Source organism: Chryseobacterium sp. Leaf180 (genome assembly GCF_001424585.1).
Taxonomy (GTDB): Bacteria; Bacteroidota; Bacteroidia; order Flavobacteriales; family Weeksellaceae; genus Chryseobacterium.
Window position 1 is genome coordinate 554,024 of sequence record NZ_LMPJ01000001.1, and the last position, 16,164, is coordinate 570,187.

The 16,164-nt window shown below is 36.6% G+C and carries 16 protein-coding genes; 7 read left to right on the forward strand and 9 right to left on the reverse strand.

The genetic code is table 11. The features are described 5' to 3' along the window. Positions 1-287: 287 nt before the first annotated feature. From dnaX to ASG01_RS02555, 3 genes are all read right to left on the reverse strand, one after another. Positions 288-1,373 carry a DNA polymerase III subunit gamma/tau gene (gene dnaX, locus ASG01_RS02545; RefSeq protein ID WP_055859448.1) on the reverse strand — a complete coding sequence of 362 codons (1,086 nt, stop codon included), beginning with the start codon at positions 1,371-1,373 and terminating at the stop codon, positions 288-290. 66 nt (positions 1,374-1,439) lie between these two features. Further along, a complete protein-coding gene (locus ASG01_RS02550; RefSeq protein ID WP_055859451.1) occupies positions 1,440-2,063 on the reverse strand; it encodes a TetR/AcrR family transcriptional regulator in 624 nt (207 codons plus the stop codon). A gap of 1 nt (position 2,064) precedes the next feature. Beyond that, positions 2,065-3,327 (reverse strand): aminotransferase class I/II-fold pyridoxal phosphate-dependent enzyme, encoded by a 1,263-nt coding sequence (locus ASG01_RS02555; RefSeq protein ID WP_055859453.1) that lies wholly within the window; start codon positions 3,325-3,327, stop codon positions 2,065-2,067. 446 nt (positions 3,328-3,773) lie between these two features. On the opposite strand from ASG01_RS02555, the gene ASG01_RS02560 reads away from it, so the two are divergent. The 7 genes from ASG01_RS02560 to ASG01_RS02590 all read left to right on the forward strand — a co-directional run bounded on the left by ASG01_RS02560 (position 3,774) and on the right by ASG01_RS02590 (position 9,584). Beyond that, entirely contained in the window at positions 3,774-5,246 is a 1,473-nt protein-coding gene (locus tag ASG01_RS02560) for a phytoene desaturase family protein (protein WP_055859457.1), read from the forward strand. 5 nt (positions 5,247-5,251) lie between these two features. After that, complete coding sequence (locus ASG01_RS02565) at positions 5,252-6,088, forward strand: phytoene/squalene synthase family protein (protein ID WP_055859460.1); 837 nt, start codon at positions 5,252-5,254, stop codon at positions 6,086-6,088. A gap of 24 nt (positions 6,089-6,112) precedes the next feature. Further along, positions 6,113-6,577, forward strand: a complete 465-nt coding sequence (locus ASG01_RS02570) for an SRPBCC family protein (protein WP_055859463.1) — start codon at positions 6,113-6,115, stop codon at positions 6,575-6,577. 5 nt (positions 6,578-6,582) lie between these two features. Next, positions 6,583-7,047 (forward strand): sterol desaturase family protein, encoded by a 465-nt coding sequence (locus ASG01_RS02575; RefSeq protein ID WP_055859466.1) that lies wholly within the window; start codon positions 6,583-6,585, stop codon positions 7,045-7,047. Next, entirely contained in the window at positions 7,047-7,742 is a 696-nt protein-coding gene (locus ASG01_RS02580) for a lycopene cyclase domain-containing protein (protein WP_055859469.1), read from the forward strand. The genes ASG01_RS02575 and ASG01_RS02580 overlap by 1 nt, the downstream gene beginning before the upstream one ends. Further along, positions 7,729-9,018 carry a cryptochrome/photolyase family protein gene (locus ASG01_RS02585; protein WP_055859472.1) on the forward strand — a complete coding sequence of 430 codons (1,290 nt, stop codon included), beginning with the start codon at positions 7,729-7,731 and terminating at the stop codon, positions 9,016-9,018. The genes ASG01_RS02580 and ASG01_RS02585 overlap by 14 nt, the downstream gene beginning before the upstream one ends. A gap of 143 nt (positions 9,019-9,161) precedes the next feature. Continuing rightward, positions 9,162-9,584, forward strand: coding sequence for a hypothetical protein (locus tag ASG01_RS02590; protein ID WP_055859475.1), 423 nt, complete (start codon positions 9,162-9,164; stop codon positions 9,582-9,584). Between the two features lie 64 nt (positions 9,585-9,648). Here ASG01_RS02590 and ASG01_RS02595 read toward each other — a convergent pair whose 3' ends face one another. The 6 genes from ASG01_RS02595 to ASG01_RS02620 are packed head-to-tail and all read right to left on the reverse strand — an operon-like array spanning position 9,649 to position 16,163. Beyond that, entirely contained in the window at positions 9,649-10,356 is a 708-nt protein-coding gene (locus tag ASG01_RS02595; protein WP_082498276.1) for a DUF421 domain-containing protein, read from the reverse strand. A 13-nt stretch (positions 10,357-10,369) separates the two neighbouring features. Then, complete coding sequence (locus tag ASG01_RS02600) at positions 10,370-10,732, reverse strand: response regulator (RefSeq protein WP_055859478.1); 363 nt, start codon at positions 10,730-10,732, stop codon at positions 10,370-10,372. Between the two features lie 28 nt (positions 10,733-10,760). Next, positions 10,761-11,333, reverse strand: a complete 573-nt coding sequence (locus ASG01_RS02605) for a chemotaxis protein CheB (protein WP_055859480.1) — start codon at positions 11,331-11,333, stop codon at positions 10,761-10,763. Between the two features lie 14 nt (positions 11,334-11,347). Next, positions 11,348-12,175 carry a CheR family methyltransferase gene (locus ASG01_RS02610; RefSeq protein ID WP_055859483.1) on the reverse strand — a complete coding sequence of 276 codons (828 nt, stop codon included), beginning with the start codon at positions 12,173-12,175 and terminating at the stop codon, positions 11,348-11,350. A gap of 1 nt (position 12,176) precedes the next feature. Next, positions 12,177-12,542 carry a response regulator gene (locus ASG01_RS02615; protein WP_055859486.1) on the reverse strand — a complete coding sequence of 122 codons (366 nt, stop codon included), beginning with the start codon at positions 12,540-12,542 and terminating at the stop codon, positions 12,177-12,179. Between the two features lie 9 nt (positions 12,543-12,551). Next, positions 12,552-16,163, reverse strand: coding sequence for a response regulator (locus ASG01_RS02620; protein ID WP_055859488.1), 3,612 nt, complete (start codon positions 16,161-16,163; stop codon positions 12,552-12,554). Between the last annotated feature and the right edge of the window lies 1 nt (position 16,164).

Below are 16,164 nucleotides of genomic sequence, written 5' to 3' on the forward strand. Positions count from 1 at the left end.
CAGATCGGTTTCGGTAAAATGATGTTCGGGAAGATGATCGGATTTTTCGGCGATCGGCTCATGAACTTCCTGCTTTTCTTCTTTATTTAAAAAAGAATTTATGCTGAATCCTGACGAAATTTTTGCCTGTGCGAGCGGTTTGCTGACTTTTTTAATCTCAGCAATTCCCAGTTCTTCAATTTTCTTTTCCGGAATAGCTTTTTGTGGCTCAGGAACTGATAACGCTTCTGATTTCTCTGGCTTTTTTTCCGCTTTATCAATATTAATACTAAGAAACGGCGCTAAAATCAGGAATTTTTTTTTTTAGAAAAATCGTTTCCCGAAGTAAGAGAGGAAAGCTGCATTAACGCAATTTCTACCGTGAGACGCGGATTTTTAGAATTTTTATAGTTGATGTCGGCATAATTACATATCTCTACGGCGTCTATTAAATGTTGAGCCTGCCACGATTTTGCCTGTTCTAAAAATTTTAGTTTAGTCTGTTCACCAACTTCTATAAGTTCGATTGTTGCAGGATTTTGCGCCATCATGAGATCACGGAAATGATTTCCAAGTCCTGCAATAAAAATATGCGGATCAAAACCCTTTTTTACAATATCATTAAAAGCGGAAAGAACCTGCGGAATATTATTTTCACATGCAAAATCAACAATTTTTAAATACTGATCGTAATCAAGAATATTTAAAACTTCAGCTGCTTTTGCAAGCGTAATGTTTTTTTGAGTGAAAGTAGAAAGTCGGTCAAAAATAGAAAGTGCATCTCTTAATGCGCCATCTGCTTTTTGTGCAATCAGGAAAAGCGCATCGTCTTCATATGTGATATTTTCTTTAGCAGCAATGGTTTTCAAGTGCTCCTGAATGTCTAAAATTGTGATTCGTTTAAAATCATAAATCTGGCATCGGGATAAAATCGTAGGAATAATCTTGTGCTTTTCTGTCGTTGCTAAAATAAAAATAGCATGAGCAGGCGGTTCTTCCAATGTTTTCAAAAAAGCATTGAAAGCGGCAGAAGACAGCATATGAACCTCGTCAATAATGTAGACTTTATACTTCCCAACCTGCGGCGCAAAGCGTACCTGATCAATCAGTTCACGAATGTCATCAACAGAATTATTGGATGCTGCATCAAGCTCATAAATATTATAAGCAAAACCGTCCTCAGAAACAGAACCGTCTTTTTCGTTGATTTTCCTTGCTAAAATTCGGGCGCAAGTCGTTTTACCAACGCCTCGTGGACCACAAAAAAGTAATGCCTGTGCCAGCTGATTTTCAACAATTGCATGATCGAGCGTATCAGTAATATGCGACTGTCCCACGACCGTATCAAATTGCTGCGGCCGGTATTTTCTTGCAGACACAACGAAATTTTCCATACCGCAAAAATATGAAATTTTGATGGTTAGATCAAAATTTCAGTTTGCTATATTTCTTTTAAAAAATTATTTGCTGTACGCCATATCAATGACGTCTTTTATCGCCTGCTCGATTTCCGCTCTTCCCTCGTCGCTCTTTACATCAATTCCGCAAAACTTAGTTCCGTTGTGTGACGCAAAAAGATTTAAATGATAGATTCCGGAAATCAGCAGTGCAATGATCGCTCTGTAGTTGGTCGCCTTATCGCCAAAATGCAAATCGGTAATATGAGTAAATAAGGCCTCACCTACTTCTTCACGCTGATCGATAATTTTCTTAAGAATAGGCTTACTTTCAGAAAGCTGCCAAACGATAATCTTCTGAAGTTCTTTATTCTTTTTAAGACTCTCAAACTGGTCAACCAAAGCTATTTTTGAAAGTTCTTTTCCACCATCAGAGATATCCACATCGATTTCTTTGCTCATCTGGCTCCAGTAATCCTGAGTTTTGATGTACTCGTCGATCAATTTTTCTGTACTTCCGAAATACTCGTAAATCAGTTTTTTATCAAATCCTGCAACGGCAGCGATCTTACTCACCATCAAGCCAGAATAACCTTTGGTTTTAATGATTTTTCCGACGGCCGCCATCAGTTTTTGCTTGGTGCGCTCTTTGTCGCGGATGGGACCCTGTACAATTTTTCTTGGCATATTATAGTTTTTTTTTAATATTCAAATGATTGCTAATATCTTCAAACGCGTTGAGCGTCTGATCTAAATGTTCCTTATTATGTCTCGCCGTCATGCTCATCCTGATTCTGGCATTTTTCCTCGCAACAGCTGGATATAAAATTGGATTGGTGTAAATCCCTCTATCAATCAGCATCCTTCCAACATCACCGGTAACATGCGGATCACCAATTTTAACCGGAATTACTGCCGAACAGGTATTTCCTATATCATAACCCAACTCTACCAGGTTTTTTGTGAAATAGTGAATGTTTTCCCAAAGTTTCTCACGCCATTCAGGTTCTTCATCAATCAAACTGATTGCTTTGATAATTCCTGCTGACGACGGTGGCGCTGTTGCAGAGAAAATCTGCTGCCTCGACTGAAATTTGATGAACGCAGCAAGTTTCTTATTAGTAATCACATATCCTCCTAGATTTCCGAAAGTTTTGCTGAACGTTCCTGTAATGATATCGACTTTATCAAGCAGATTAGTATCTTCCAAAGTTCCACGACCTGTTTTTCCTAAAATTCCTACACCATGTACATCATCGACCATCAGGAAAGCGTTATATTTTTTTACCAGCCTGTAAATTTCTTCAACGTGCGCTACATCGCCATCCTGCGAATACACTCCGTCGATAATTACGAGTTTCGTACGGTATTGGTTTTCTGACACTTTTAAAATCTGCTCCAGATTTTCAAGATTGTTGTGTAAGAAAGTTTTTTTATTTGTGAATGCACAACCTTCGTGAACGCTGGCGTGTACAGCCATATCCAGAATCGCAATATCTTCTTTCTGCATCAAAACCTGAAGCGATGCACTGTTAGCTGTATAACCTGTTGTAAATGTTACCGCTTCATCAGCATCACGACCGAAAAATGAAGAAATTTTAGCTTCAAGTTCGCCATGATAATTAAAAAAACCACCGATAAGTGGCGTTGCAGCAGTTCCAGTTCCGTACTTTTCTATTCCGTCAATCGCAGCCTGTTTTACCTTAGGATGCTGTGTAAATCCTAAGTAATCACTGGATACAAAACTTACGTAATCGCGGTTTTTCCCATGAATATTCACATTGACTACAGAATTGCTTCCTGTATTATTCGGAAGTCTGTAATTCATGTGCCCGTTATCCTTCATGAAATTTAAAAATTCATAAAAAATTTCGGAACGTTCAGCGATATTCATGCCCTCAATATTTTCAAAATCCCTGAAAGTCGCCTTTGTAAAATCTTGTTTAGTCATTTTTATGGTTTGGTTGGGACAAATATAATATTTATTTCTCGAGAAATAATACACCATTGCATAACATTTTATCAATAACTGTTATTAAAAACTACACAGTATAATCTTTTGATATGCAAATCATTGGAAATAAGACAAGGTATAAAGATTATTAATATGTCTAATATATGGGAATGAATTATTGTAACATAAGTCACCAATCAACTTTCGTCTTATCATCACCTTTTATGGTATAACTTAGATTTTTTCAGTTGAAAGTAAAATAAAATACCTAATCTTTTCAATTTGTATATAATTAGACTAAAAGTTGCATACTATTTGCAGAGATGAATATGAGTACAGTCAGGTTGCAATACATTATATTTGATTATTGTAAAATGATGAGTAAAATCTGAACAGCGATTAGAAATCGTAACTGTATTATCAATTAAATTATCAAGACTAATATGCCAAAGAGAACAGCGGTGATAGGCTCAGGATTTTCAGGAATTTCCGCTGCAGCTTATGCCGCACAAAAAGGTAACGAAGTACATATCTTTGAAAAAAACGAAACCATCGGGGGACGGGCCAGACAGTTCAAGACTGACAATGGCTACGTTTTCGATATGGGACCGAGTTGGTACTGGATGCCAGATATTATCGAATCATTTTTTAATGATTTTGGTAAGAAAGCTTCAGATTTTTATAAATTGGTTCCATTGAATCCTCAGTTTGAAATGGTGTTTTCGGATGGCGTGATGGCTATTCCCCATGAATACAGTGAAATGAAGGCTCTGTTTGAAAAAACAGAAAAGGGCGCCGGAGAAAAACTTGATGCATTTATGAAAGATGCGCAGTACAAATACGAAGTGGGAATGAAAGATTTTGTGAACAAACCATGCCATTCCTGGTTTGAATTTGTTTCACCAAAGATTGCGGTAAGTGCTTTAAAGCTTGATCTATTATCCAATTTTCACAAATTTGTACGAAAATATTTCAAAAACCCAAAGCTTATTATGCTCATGGAATTTCCGGTGATTTTTCTCGGAGCAGCGCCAAAGGATATTCCGGCATTATACAGTTTGATGAATTACGGCGGTTACAAACTCGGTACCTGGTATCCCATCGGTGGGTTTTCAAAAATTATTGAAGGTATGAGTGAAGTTGCAAGGCAGCAAGGTGTTCAATTCCACACCAATTCGCCCGTTGAGAAAATAAATGTTAGCGGAAAAAATGCGGGAAGTTTAACCGTTAACGGCGAAAAAATAGAGTTCGATAATATTATTGCATCATCTGATTATCATCACACCGAAGAAAAGCTTCTCGATGCAGAATTTAAAAATTATGATGAAAATTACTGGAAGAAAAGAATTTTTGCTCCGTCTTGTTTAATATACTATCTTGGTTTTAACAAAAAAATTGACGGATTAAAACATCATACTTTATTTTTTGAAAATGATCTAGATCTGCATACAGATGAGATTTACAGTGATAAAAAATGGCCGACAAAACCTCTTTTTTATGTTTGCTGTCCTTCAAAAACAGATAATTCTGTTGCGCCGGAAGGTTGCGAAAATGTTTTCCTGCTGATGCCCGTTGCGACCGGATTGGAAGACAGTGAGGAAATTCGTGAGAAATATTTTCTGGAAATGATTGCACGACTGGAAAAACATACCGGAACGAATAATTTAACTGAGAAGCTGGATTATAAGAAAAGCTATTGTATCAAAGATTTTAAGGAAGATTACAACGCATACGAAGGCAATGCATATGGTTTGGCAAATACACTTTCTCAAACCGCCGTTTTAAAACCAGCAATGAGAAACAAAAAGGTAAAGAATTTGTTTTATACAGGTCAGCTTACCGTTCCTGGCCCGGGAGTGCCGCCTTCTATTATATCAGGAAAGATTGCTGCTTTAGAAGCCACAAAAAATAATTAAAAACTATGAAAAAACTATTTGATGACCTTTCTTATAAGATCAGTAAACACACGACTCAGCAATACAGCACTAGTTTTTCATTGGGAATCTTAGCGCTTTCACCGAAAATAAGAAATTCAATTTATGCCATTTATGGTTACGTGAGATTGGCCGACGAAATCGTTGACAGTTTTCACGGATACGACAGAAAAACGCTTTTGTCTAGATTTAAGGAACAGACTTATCAGGCTTTGGAAGAAAAGATTTCTCTAAATCCTATCTTACAGTCATTTCAGGAAACTATTAATCATTATGATATTGATATTCAATTGATTAATCAGTTTCTGAAAAGTATGGAAATGGATCTTCATGACATCGATTACAATTCTGAACTGTACAAAGAATATATTTTGGGTTCTGCGGAGGTCGTTGGTTTAATGTGTCTTCAGATTTTCGTAAACGGTGATAAAAAACAATATGAAGAGCTTAAACCTTTTGCAATGAAACTTGGCTCCGCCTTTCAGAAAGTTAATTTTCTTAGAGATATGAAAGATGATTATCAAATTTTGGGACGTTCATATTTCCCGGATGTTGATATTGCAGATTTCAGCTCATCTGTAAAATGTCAGATTGAGAAAGATATTCAACAGGAATTTATGGAAGCTTTAGAAGGAATTAAAAGACTGCCCAACAGTTCGAGATTTGGTGTTTTCTTAGCATATAAATATTACATTTCGCTGTTCAAAAAAATAAAAAAGACATCTGCCTGTAATATCATCAACAGAAGAATTAGGATTTCCAATGGCCGTAAATTCTCTTTGATGATGAGCAGTTATTTTCAGTATAAAATCTCATATTTATAGATAAAATTTACTTTAAATCTTATAATGAAACATCAATTAAAGCGCGAGCAACAAATCGACTGCGACATAGAAACTGCCTGGAAATTTTTCTCGGCTCCGGAAAACCTTTCGAAAATTACGCCTAAAGACATGAATTTTATCGTTCGTACAAAAATGAAGGACGAAGAAATCTATAAAGGAATGATCATCGATTATTATGTTTCTCCGTTATTGGGCATAAAGACCGAATGGACGACAGAAATTACCCATGTCGACCGTTTGCGAAGTTTTATCGATTTTCAAAAGAAAGGTCCTTACAAATTGTGGAATCATTTTCATGAATTTATTCCTAATGAGAAAGGCGTTTTGATAAAAGATACAGTAGACTACGAGCTTCCTCTAGGATTTTTAGGAGAGATTGCGCACTCGCTTTTTGTTAAAAATAAATTAAACCACATTTTTGCCTACCGTTTTCAGGTTTTAGAAGAAATGTTTAACAAAAGAAAATAAAACTAATGAATTTTTTGATTGTTGTCGCCACATTTTTTGCCATGGAAGGCCTTACCTGGGTGATTCATAAATATGTAATGCACGGCTTCATGTGGAGTCTTCATAGAGATCATCACGATCACAGCACCGATGGACCTATTGAGTGCAATGATTATTTCTTTGCCATTTTTGCAGTTCCCGCTATCGTTCTGATGTATTTTGGAACTGTAAATAATTTCAGCCCACTTTTCTACATCTCCATAGGAATTACGCTTTACGGAATGGCTTATTTTTTTGTTCATGATATTTTTATCCACCAGAGATTTAAACTATTAAGAGACACTAAAAATCCGTACTTACTGGCGATTCGCCGTGCACACAAGCAGCATCATAAGCACACAGGAAAAGAAGAAGGCGAATGCTTTGGCTTTCTCTGGGTGCCGGTAAAATATTTTAAAATGTATTTTAATAAGAATAAAGCACTCAAATGATGTGGCAATACACTTACCTGCTGATCAATTTTTTTACGGTCATCGTTTGCTTTCTCTTTTCATTTCACCCGAAAATAAAGTTTAACAAACATTTTAAAGCATTTTTTATGGCTTCCGCACTGGTTGCCGTTTTTTTTATTGCCTGGGATGCGTGGTTTACAGAAATCGGGGTTTGGTGGTTTAATGATAAATATCTTTTAGGCCTGCGCTTTTTCGGTTTGCCTATTGAGGAAATTTTATTTTTCATTTGCATTCCGTTTTCCTGTGTCTTTACCTATTTCTGTATCGATAAATTTTTTGATCTTAACTGGAAACCAACGCCGGAGAGAATCTTAGTCATTGTAATGATGATATTTTTCTTAATCGTCGGGTTGATTTATCATGACCGAATTTATACTTTTGTGACCATGCTTACGACTGTAGCAACACTGTTCGTAATGCATTTTATTTTAAAAGTAAGATGGATCGGGAAAGCTACAGTGATTTACTTGATTCTTTCTCCCGGATTTTTAGGCGTTAACGGAATTCTTACAGGAACCGGACTAGAATCGCCTATCGTAAATTATAATCTCAGCAATTTTATTGGAATAAGAATGTGGACAATTCCTGTGGAAGACGCAGTATATGGATTAGAATTGATCCTATGGAATCTGTTTTTCTTTAAAAAATTCAAGAAACTAGATGAGCAAAATTAATATTTTCTGGCTCCGCAGAGATCTGCGTACAGAAGACAACAGAGGTTTCAGCGAAGCTTTAAAATCGGAACACAATGTACTTCCGATTTTTATTTTTGATAAAGAAATATTGGATAAGCTTGAAAATAAAGAAGATAAGCGTCTTGATTATTTCCATCAGGCTTTAGAAAAAATGAATGCTGAATTTAAAAAACACGGCAGCGGAATTCAGACCTTTCACGGAAAGCCTTTGGAAATTTTTAAAAAAATCATTAAAGATTTTGATATTGAAACCGTTTACACAAATACCGATTACGAGCCTTACGCAAAGAATCGTGATGAAGAGGTTGCTAAATTTTTGAAGCAAAACGATGTTGATTTTCAGAGTTTTAAGGATCAGATTATTTTTGAAAAAGATGATATTTTAAAGAAAGACGGCACTCCCTATTCGGTTTATACACCTTACTCCAGAAAGTGGAAAGAAAAGTTTACCAATGAAGATGTAAAGCCCTGTCCACTTGATTTTAAAAATTTATATAAATTTTCTGCTAAAAATATTATAAGTCTTAAGGATTTAGGCTTTAAAGAAACGGGCTTTACATACGAAAAACCTGTCTTAAAAAAATCTCAGATTGAAGATTACGATATAACAAGAAACTTTCCTGGAGCAGATAAGACGACCAGAATAGGCGTTGCATTGCGTTTTGGGACGATTTCGATTCGCGAATGCGTTGCCTTTGCGGAAAAAAATAATGAAGTCTGGTTGAATGAACTGATCTGGAGAGAGTTTTTTATGCAAATTTTATATCATTTTCCAAAAGTTGTTACAACCTGTTTTAAAGAAGATTACGAAAAGATCGACTGGCGGAATAATGAGAAGGAATTTAAACTGTGGTGTGAGGGAAAAACCGGTTATCCGATTGTGGATGCGGGAATGCGGCAGCTGAATGAAACCGGTTTTATGCACAACCGCATTCGAATGGTTACCGCAAGCTTTCTTACAAAACATCTGCTCATTGACTGGCGTTGGGGTGAAGCTTATTTTGCTGAAAAACTTCTTGATTACGAACTTTCGTCTAACAACGGAAATTGGCAGTGGGCAGCAGGTTGCGGTTGTGATGCTGCTCCGTATTTCAGGATTTTCAACCCAGCTGAACAGAGTAAAAAATTTGACAAAAACAATGTGTACGTCGACAAATGGCTGGATAAAGAATCAAAAGAAATTTCACCTATTGTTGAACATAAGTTAGCAAGAGAACGTGCTTTATCAACTTACCGTGAAGCCTTGAAAAAATAACCGCAAAAATAATCCTTAATTTTATTTACTGATTTACAATACTTTATAAAGAATAAGTTGATGCATAATGATTAGGATCATACCACGACATTTCAAAGGCATACTATTTGCAAATTATTTAAAACAAGACATCACAGAATATTATGCAGGTAACAGATCTTAAAATCAGAAATTTAGTAGAGTTTAATAATGAAACTTTTACCATTACAGAAATCTTCCAGAACGAGAGTGAAAGATATTTTGTAAAGATTGAGAATAGCAAACATAGTTTATCAGTGCCGGCAGAATCTATTATGCCGATCAGCATTAACGAAGACTGGCTCCAAAAACTAGGTTTCTCTAAGACTTATACATCAGATCACAGAATCAGATATGAACGTCCTGAATCGTACATTAAGTATGATATAGATTTAAACTCAAAAAAGATTGTTGAGGGACTGAAAATCTATGGTAATTCGATTAAATGTAGATATATTCATGAGTTTCAGAATATTCTATCTTGTCTTTTTGGAAAAGATGCCTTGTTTGGACCCAAGAATTCCCTTAAAAATGAAGCTTTCATATAAGTAGCAAGACCAAATCAAACTATATATATTTTTACTTTTTCCCTGCTTGCAGGGATTTTTTGTTTTATGTTACCCGTAAATTATTTTTAGATAGAATCCACGAAGAATTACTGCATTTATTACAGATGAAGTTGTCGCCATGATCTTTTTTTTCTGTAAAACCACAAAAGCTACACGAGTAATGCGTATCTTTTTCAAATATTCTTGTATGATTTTTTAAAGAATCAATCATAATAGGCAAACCGAATTTTACGTCTTCGTCTTTAAAATAAAAAACACTGATATCACCTGAAGTTTCTTCAATAGCTGTTTCGATCTGCCCAAGGTGCGAAATTCCTTTTAATCGAAGTTCTGAAAAGAACTCATCATTTCCCAGATTTTCTTTTTTAAAATTTGTAATCGCAAATTCTCCGTTGCTGATAAGGCAGGTAGGTTTTCCTTCAAGGATAATTTCAAACTTTTTAAATTTTGCCAACAGAAAGGTAAGCAAACTGTACGATGCGATGATCACGCAGAAAACCATTATGGAAGAAACGATACCAACCTCTTTGTAAAACATCGGATCACCGGCCGCAGAACCCAACCCAACGATAACTACAAGTTCAAAAATAGAAAGTTGCTTTACACCTCTTTTCCCCAAAACACGCAGTCCGAAGATAATGGTAACAAACATAATGAGCGTGCGCAGGACTATTTCGATCAGAAAAGAAATGTCTTCGCTACCAAAAAAAAACTGTTGCCAGCTGAAATCACTTGTCAGTATATAGAGCATGGCCACTTACATTTTAGAATAAATATTTGGCTACTTTTTCTTCCAAATCCTCTAAATTAAACGGTTTTGCAATATAATCGTCCGCCCTTGCACTGTTGGCAAGATAGGCAATATCGTTATTTGCTGTAACGTAGATTACAGGAATATGCTTAAAATCTTCATGATTTTTCAAAAGATTTGTAGCTTCTACTCCACCAATATTCGGAATCCAGTTATCCATTAAAATAAGATCCGGCTTAAAATCTGAAACCCGCTGAATAATATCATGCGAAGTTTCTGAAATCTCCACATCATAGCCACCATCTTTAAAAATAATTGAAATGACCTCTAAAATAATCGTGTCATCATCAAAAATCAGTATTTTTTTCTTACTCATCGAGTGAATATTTTAAACAATAAATTTATTACATTTTTTCCAGCTGAATGATATTTTCAGCAAGATTTTGCGGTGTAATTACCATATACTTTTTCAAAGCTTTTAAGGCCTGCTGCGGCATGTAATCAACTTCTGCAGTTTCAGGATCCTGAATCCAGACTTTTCCACCATTACGCAAAATATACTGCAAACCCTCCACTCCATCGGCATTCGCGCCACTCAACAAAACTGCAACTGCTTTATCTCTAAAAATTTCTGCCACCATTCTAAAAGTCACATCAATAGACGGCCGCGAATAATTTATCTTCTCAGAACTGTCCAAAGAGACTATATTTTTATCCTCAAAAAGCAAGTGATAATCCGCAGGAACTACATATACGTGATTTGGCTGCAATTCGGTTTTATCTTCAGCTTCCAAAACAGTTTTTTCGGTATATTGTTGGAGCAAAATTGGAAGTACATTTGACGAATTTGCTTTTCTGTGAACCACAATAATGATCGGAAACGACAGATTTTCATTTAATTTTTTTAATAAATCAAGAATTACCTGAAGGCTTCCCGCGGAACCTCCGATCACAACAATTTCTGTACTTTTCCCCATCAATTGATTATCGTTTAAGGCTCTACTTTCTTCCAGATTTTTTGCTCACTTATCTGCTGATAATGATTCTGAATGGCTGCGAACCGCAGTGTTTCTTTCGATCCTAAAGCAAGAAATCCTAAATTATCCATGCTTTCATCAAATAGATTAAAAACGCGTTCCTGAAGTTTCTTATCAAAATAAATAAGAACATTTCTGCAGATAATAAGCTGAAAACTGTTGAATGAACCGTCGGAAACCAGATTATGCGTTGAAAGAATCAGTTTCGATTTTAAAGAATCATCAAATCTCACACTGTCATAATTCGCCGTGTAATATCCTGAAAAATCTTCTTTGCCGCCAGATAATATATAATTTTCAGAATATATTTTCATCTGGTTTAAAGGAAAAACCCCGGCTCGCGCGGTTTCTAAAACGGAAGGATTGATATCGGTTGCGTAGATTAATGATTTTTGATAAAGTCCAGCCTCTTTCAGTAAAATCGCAATCGAATATGCTTCTTCACCTGTCGAACATCCGGCAATCCATATTCTGATCAAAGGATAGGTTCCCAACTGCGGAATTATTTTCTCGCGTAACGCCTTGAAAAACTGTGGATCACGAAACATTTCCGTCACATTTACCGTAATTTCCTCAACAAAACGCTTCAAATAATCTGCATCATGCAGAACTTTATACCGAAGCTCGGCAAAGCTCGTCAGTTTGTCAATCAGACAGATTCTGTTGATTCTTCTTTTAAAACTTGCCCGGCTGTACATCGAAAAATCGTAGCCGTAGACCTGATGTACATCCTGTATCAAGTCGCTGATTTCCTGGTCTTTTACGATGTCGGGTTCAAGCATATCAAATCAGTTTTTGTATGGAAGTCATAAGCAGATCCATATCAACAGGTTTTTTTATATAATCATCGGCTCCGGCGTCGATACATTTCTGAAAATCTTCAGGCATCGCCTGCGCAGTCACAGAAATAATTGGTAGCTGATGAATATTTCTATCATTTCTAATAATCTTAACAGCCTCATAACCATCTATATCCGGCATCATCATATCCATAAGCACCAAATCAATATCGTGATTTAATCTTAAATAATCTATTGCTTTCATAGCTGAATCTGCGCTTTCAATTTCAAAGTCCCGAGCTTTCAGACTTAATTTTAAAGCAAATATATTGCGCGGATCATCATCCACAATCAGAATTTTATTTTTCATATATCGCTTTTAATTTTCATACAGCCACACGCGCAACAGCGATAGCAGCTGATCTATATCGACGGGTTTTGATATATAATCTGAGGCACCGGCTGTGATGCATTTCTCCCGGTCACCCACCATAGATTTTGCCGTGACCGCGATAATCGGCAGTTTACTGTGCGCCGGCATTTTCCTGATCTCACGAATTGTATCGTAACCATCCATCTCCGGCATCATCATATCCATTAAAACCACATCAATATCAGGGTGATCTTTTATCTGTGTAAGTGCCTGTTTTCCGTCAATTGCCAGTACAACTTCCACTTTATATTTTTCTAAAGCCTTCGTCAGTGAAAAAATATTTCGGACATCATCATCTGTAATCAGAATTTTTTTTCCGCTTAAAACTTCAGTTAGCGAACCTAGATTTTTACTTCGGCTGCTTTCATTTCCGGTATTTTTTTCTTCAACTAAATGCAGAAACAAACCAACCTCATCCAAAATTCTCTGATAAGAATGCGCCGTTTTTACAACAATAGAATCTGCATATTTTTTTATTCTCAGTTCTTCTTCTGTAGAAAGTGACTGCGCCGTAAAGATGATAATCGGGAGATTTTCCAAACCCTCATGGCTTTTGATCGACTCAATAATCTGGAATTCATTTCCACGGAACGGACTCATATCTAAAATCACACAGTCTGTTTTTTCTTCACGAAGTGCTTTCACACTGCTTTCTACATCATCCTGAATCGAAAGACTGATATTAAAATTGCTCAAAAAGTATGAAAGCGCGCTCGCATGTTTTGCATTTTCTTCCACGATCAAAACTTTCTGTGGAGATCTTTTCAGCGCTTCTTCAATTTTTTTAAAAATGCCGCCCATCTGCTCCAAAGCCACAGGTTTGTTGATAAAGTCAATCGCACCTTTCATGAGACTTTCCTTCTTCACATGCAGTGAAGACATCATGTGCACCGGAATATTTTTCGTTTCCGAATTCTTTTTCAGCTCATCCATCACCTGCCAGCCGTCTTGTACCGGAAGCTGCACATCAAGCAAAATCGCCAGCGGTCTGTATTGCAGTGCCGCCGAAAGCGCGTAATCGCCCCGAACGACAACAATCGCTTTATAATCCTGTCGGTTCGCATATTTGATCAAAGCTTTGGCAAAATTCACGTCATCTTCCACAATGAGAATAATTCGGTCACCTTTCACCAAAGAATCACGATCGTCCGGAATACTTTCAGGAATTTTAAGATCATTTACAGGCGGAACCGTTTTCTCTTCCTCGTAATTAATGATCGTTTTAATTTCTTCCACATCATGCTGAATTACCGATAAAGCATCCGTTTTCTGAACTTCTGATTGATTTTCCGGGTTTGGTTTTTTTGGAATGACAATGCTGAATTCGCTTCCTTCATTAATTTTCGATTCTAAAAGCATCTCACCACCCAATAGTTTCGCGATTTCTCTTGAAATGGACAATCCGAGACCTGTTCCTCCAAATTTTCTTTGTGTAGAACCGTCGGCCTGCTGGAAAGCTTCAAAAATAATTTTCTGCTTGTCATCAGGAATTCCGATGCCCGTATCTTTCACAGAAAAGATAATATTTTTATTATTTTTCGAATCATTTTTAACATTAAAACTGATACTTCCGGTTTTTGTAAATTTCAATGCATTTGATAAAAGATTTCGGAAAACCTGATCGATACGAAGTCTGTCGGTGATAATATTTGGTTCAACATTTTTATCAATATTGATGTTAAATTCAAGGCCTTTTTCGTTCATCATCGGTCTGAAAAGACGCTCAACATCGGTGACAACATCGGTGATTGCTACATTTTCATTTTCCAGTGTCATTTTCCCGGATTCGATTTTTGCTAAATCCAAAATCTCATCAATTAATGTCAGCAAACTTGTTCCCGAACTCTGAATTACTTTTGCCGATTCGATCTGATCTTCTGTTAAATTTTCCTCTGTATTTTCAGACATCAACCTTGAAAGCAACAAAATAGAATTCAGTGGCGTGCGCAATTCATGGCTCATATTCGCTAAAAACTCAGATTTATACTGCGTACTCAGCGCCAACTCCTCAGCTTTTTTCTGAATTTCAATATTTCGCTCAGCAACCAGATAATTTTTTTCCTCCAGAAGTTTAGAACGTTCCTCCAATTCTGCATTTATCTGCATCAGTTCTTCCTGCTGCACCTTCAGCTCTTCCTCAGACGCCTGAAGTTTTTGTGCCTGCGCCTCGAGTTCTGTATTTAGATTTTCCAGCTCAGAATGCTGCACCTGAAGTTCTTCCGACTGCGCCTGCGTTTCCTCTAAAAGCCGCTGCTCTTTTTCTCGCCCTTTGGACGCAGCAAGTGCCACTCCGATGATTCTTGAACTTTCCTTAAAATATTCGATTGAGTTTTCATTAAAATTTTCGATAGAAGAAAGCTCCAGAATTCCCATTATCTGCCTTCCGTTCATGATAGGAATAAGAACAATCCCGTTTACCTTAATTTTATTTGCTGCAAATGTTACCGAGAATTCATTTCCGCTAAGATCTTTAAAAACTTTAATTTTTTTCTCAAGAAAAGCCTGCCCAATCATTCCTTGGCCTGGCGAGAATATTTTCTTCATAGAATCTTCCAGGCCGGAGGCATTATTAAGATGCAGCTTTCCATCTTCCAAAAGATAAACAGCGCCGTTTACGCATCTCCCATAGTCGATTAAATGTTGAAGTGAATCGTTCGTTACATCTTTTACAGATTTATTTCCAACCAAAGATTCATTCAGAAAAGCCAGACCTTTCTGCAGCCAATCACTTTTATTGATTTTATCAAAAGAAATCTTGAGAGACTCGGTCATGTGGTTCAAAGATTCTGCTATGTCTCCAAGATCATCACCTTTCCCATCTATGACGCGCTGGCTGTAATCGCCGTTTGCTACGCGATTTGCAATTTCCTGAATCACGCTCACACGATTGGCAATTTCTTCATCTTTCGTGCGTAATTTTCTTTCTAAACGGTCTCTTCGCAAAAGATCATTTTTCATTCTAAAATAAAACATGACCGTCACAACCGTCGCAGCCAAAGCTGAAAAAACGATGAAAAGTACCGTTGTATTCGACGTTGTATTGAGATTTTTACTTTTCCGGTCAAGAATATTTTCTTCGTAGGTCACAAAATCTTTTACAAGTTTCCGGCAAGTATCCATCGTCAGTTTACTTTCGACCATCTGCGCCTGTGTCATCTGAATTCCGGCCCGCTTATTTTGAATGAAAAAATTCAGCTTGCTGATTTCTTCATTAATGTTTTTCTCAAGATTCTGTAGACGCTGAAGCTGAATTCTGTCGGTAATATCTAAAGATTTTGCTCGTTCAATAGACTTTGGAAGTTCTGCAAGCGCCATATTGTAAGGCTCAAGGAAATCTTCCTTTCCGGTAAGCTGATAGCCGCGGTTTCCTGTTTCGGCATCAAGAAGCGTAATCGAAATATCTTTTACAGCTGAAATAATACGGCGTGTTTTCGAGACACTTTCTCGGTTATCCATCTGTTTCTGAATACTCACGTAAGACGCAACCGAACTGGCAATTAATATAAAAAGTGAAAAACCGACACTGAACTGAAGGTTTCTTATAATTCTTTTTGGCATA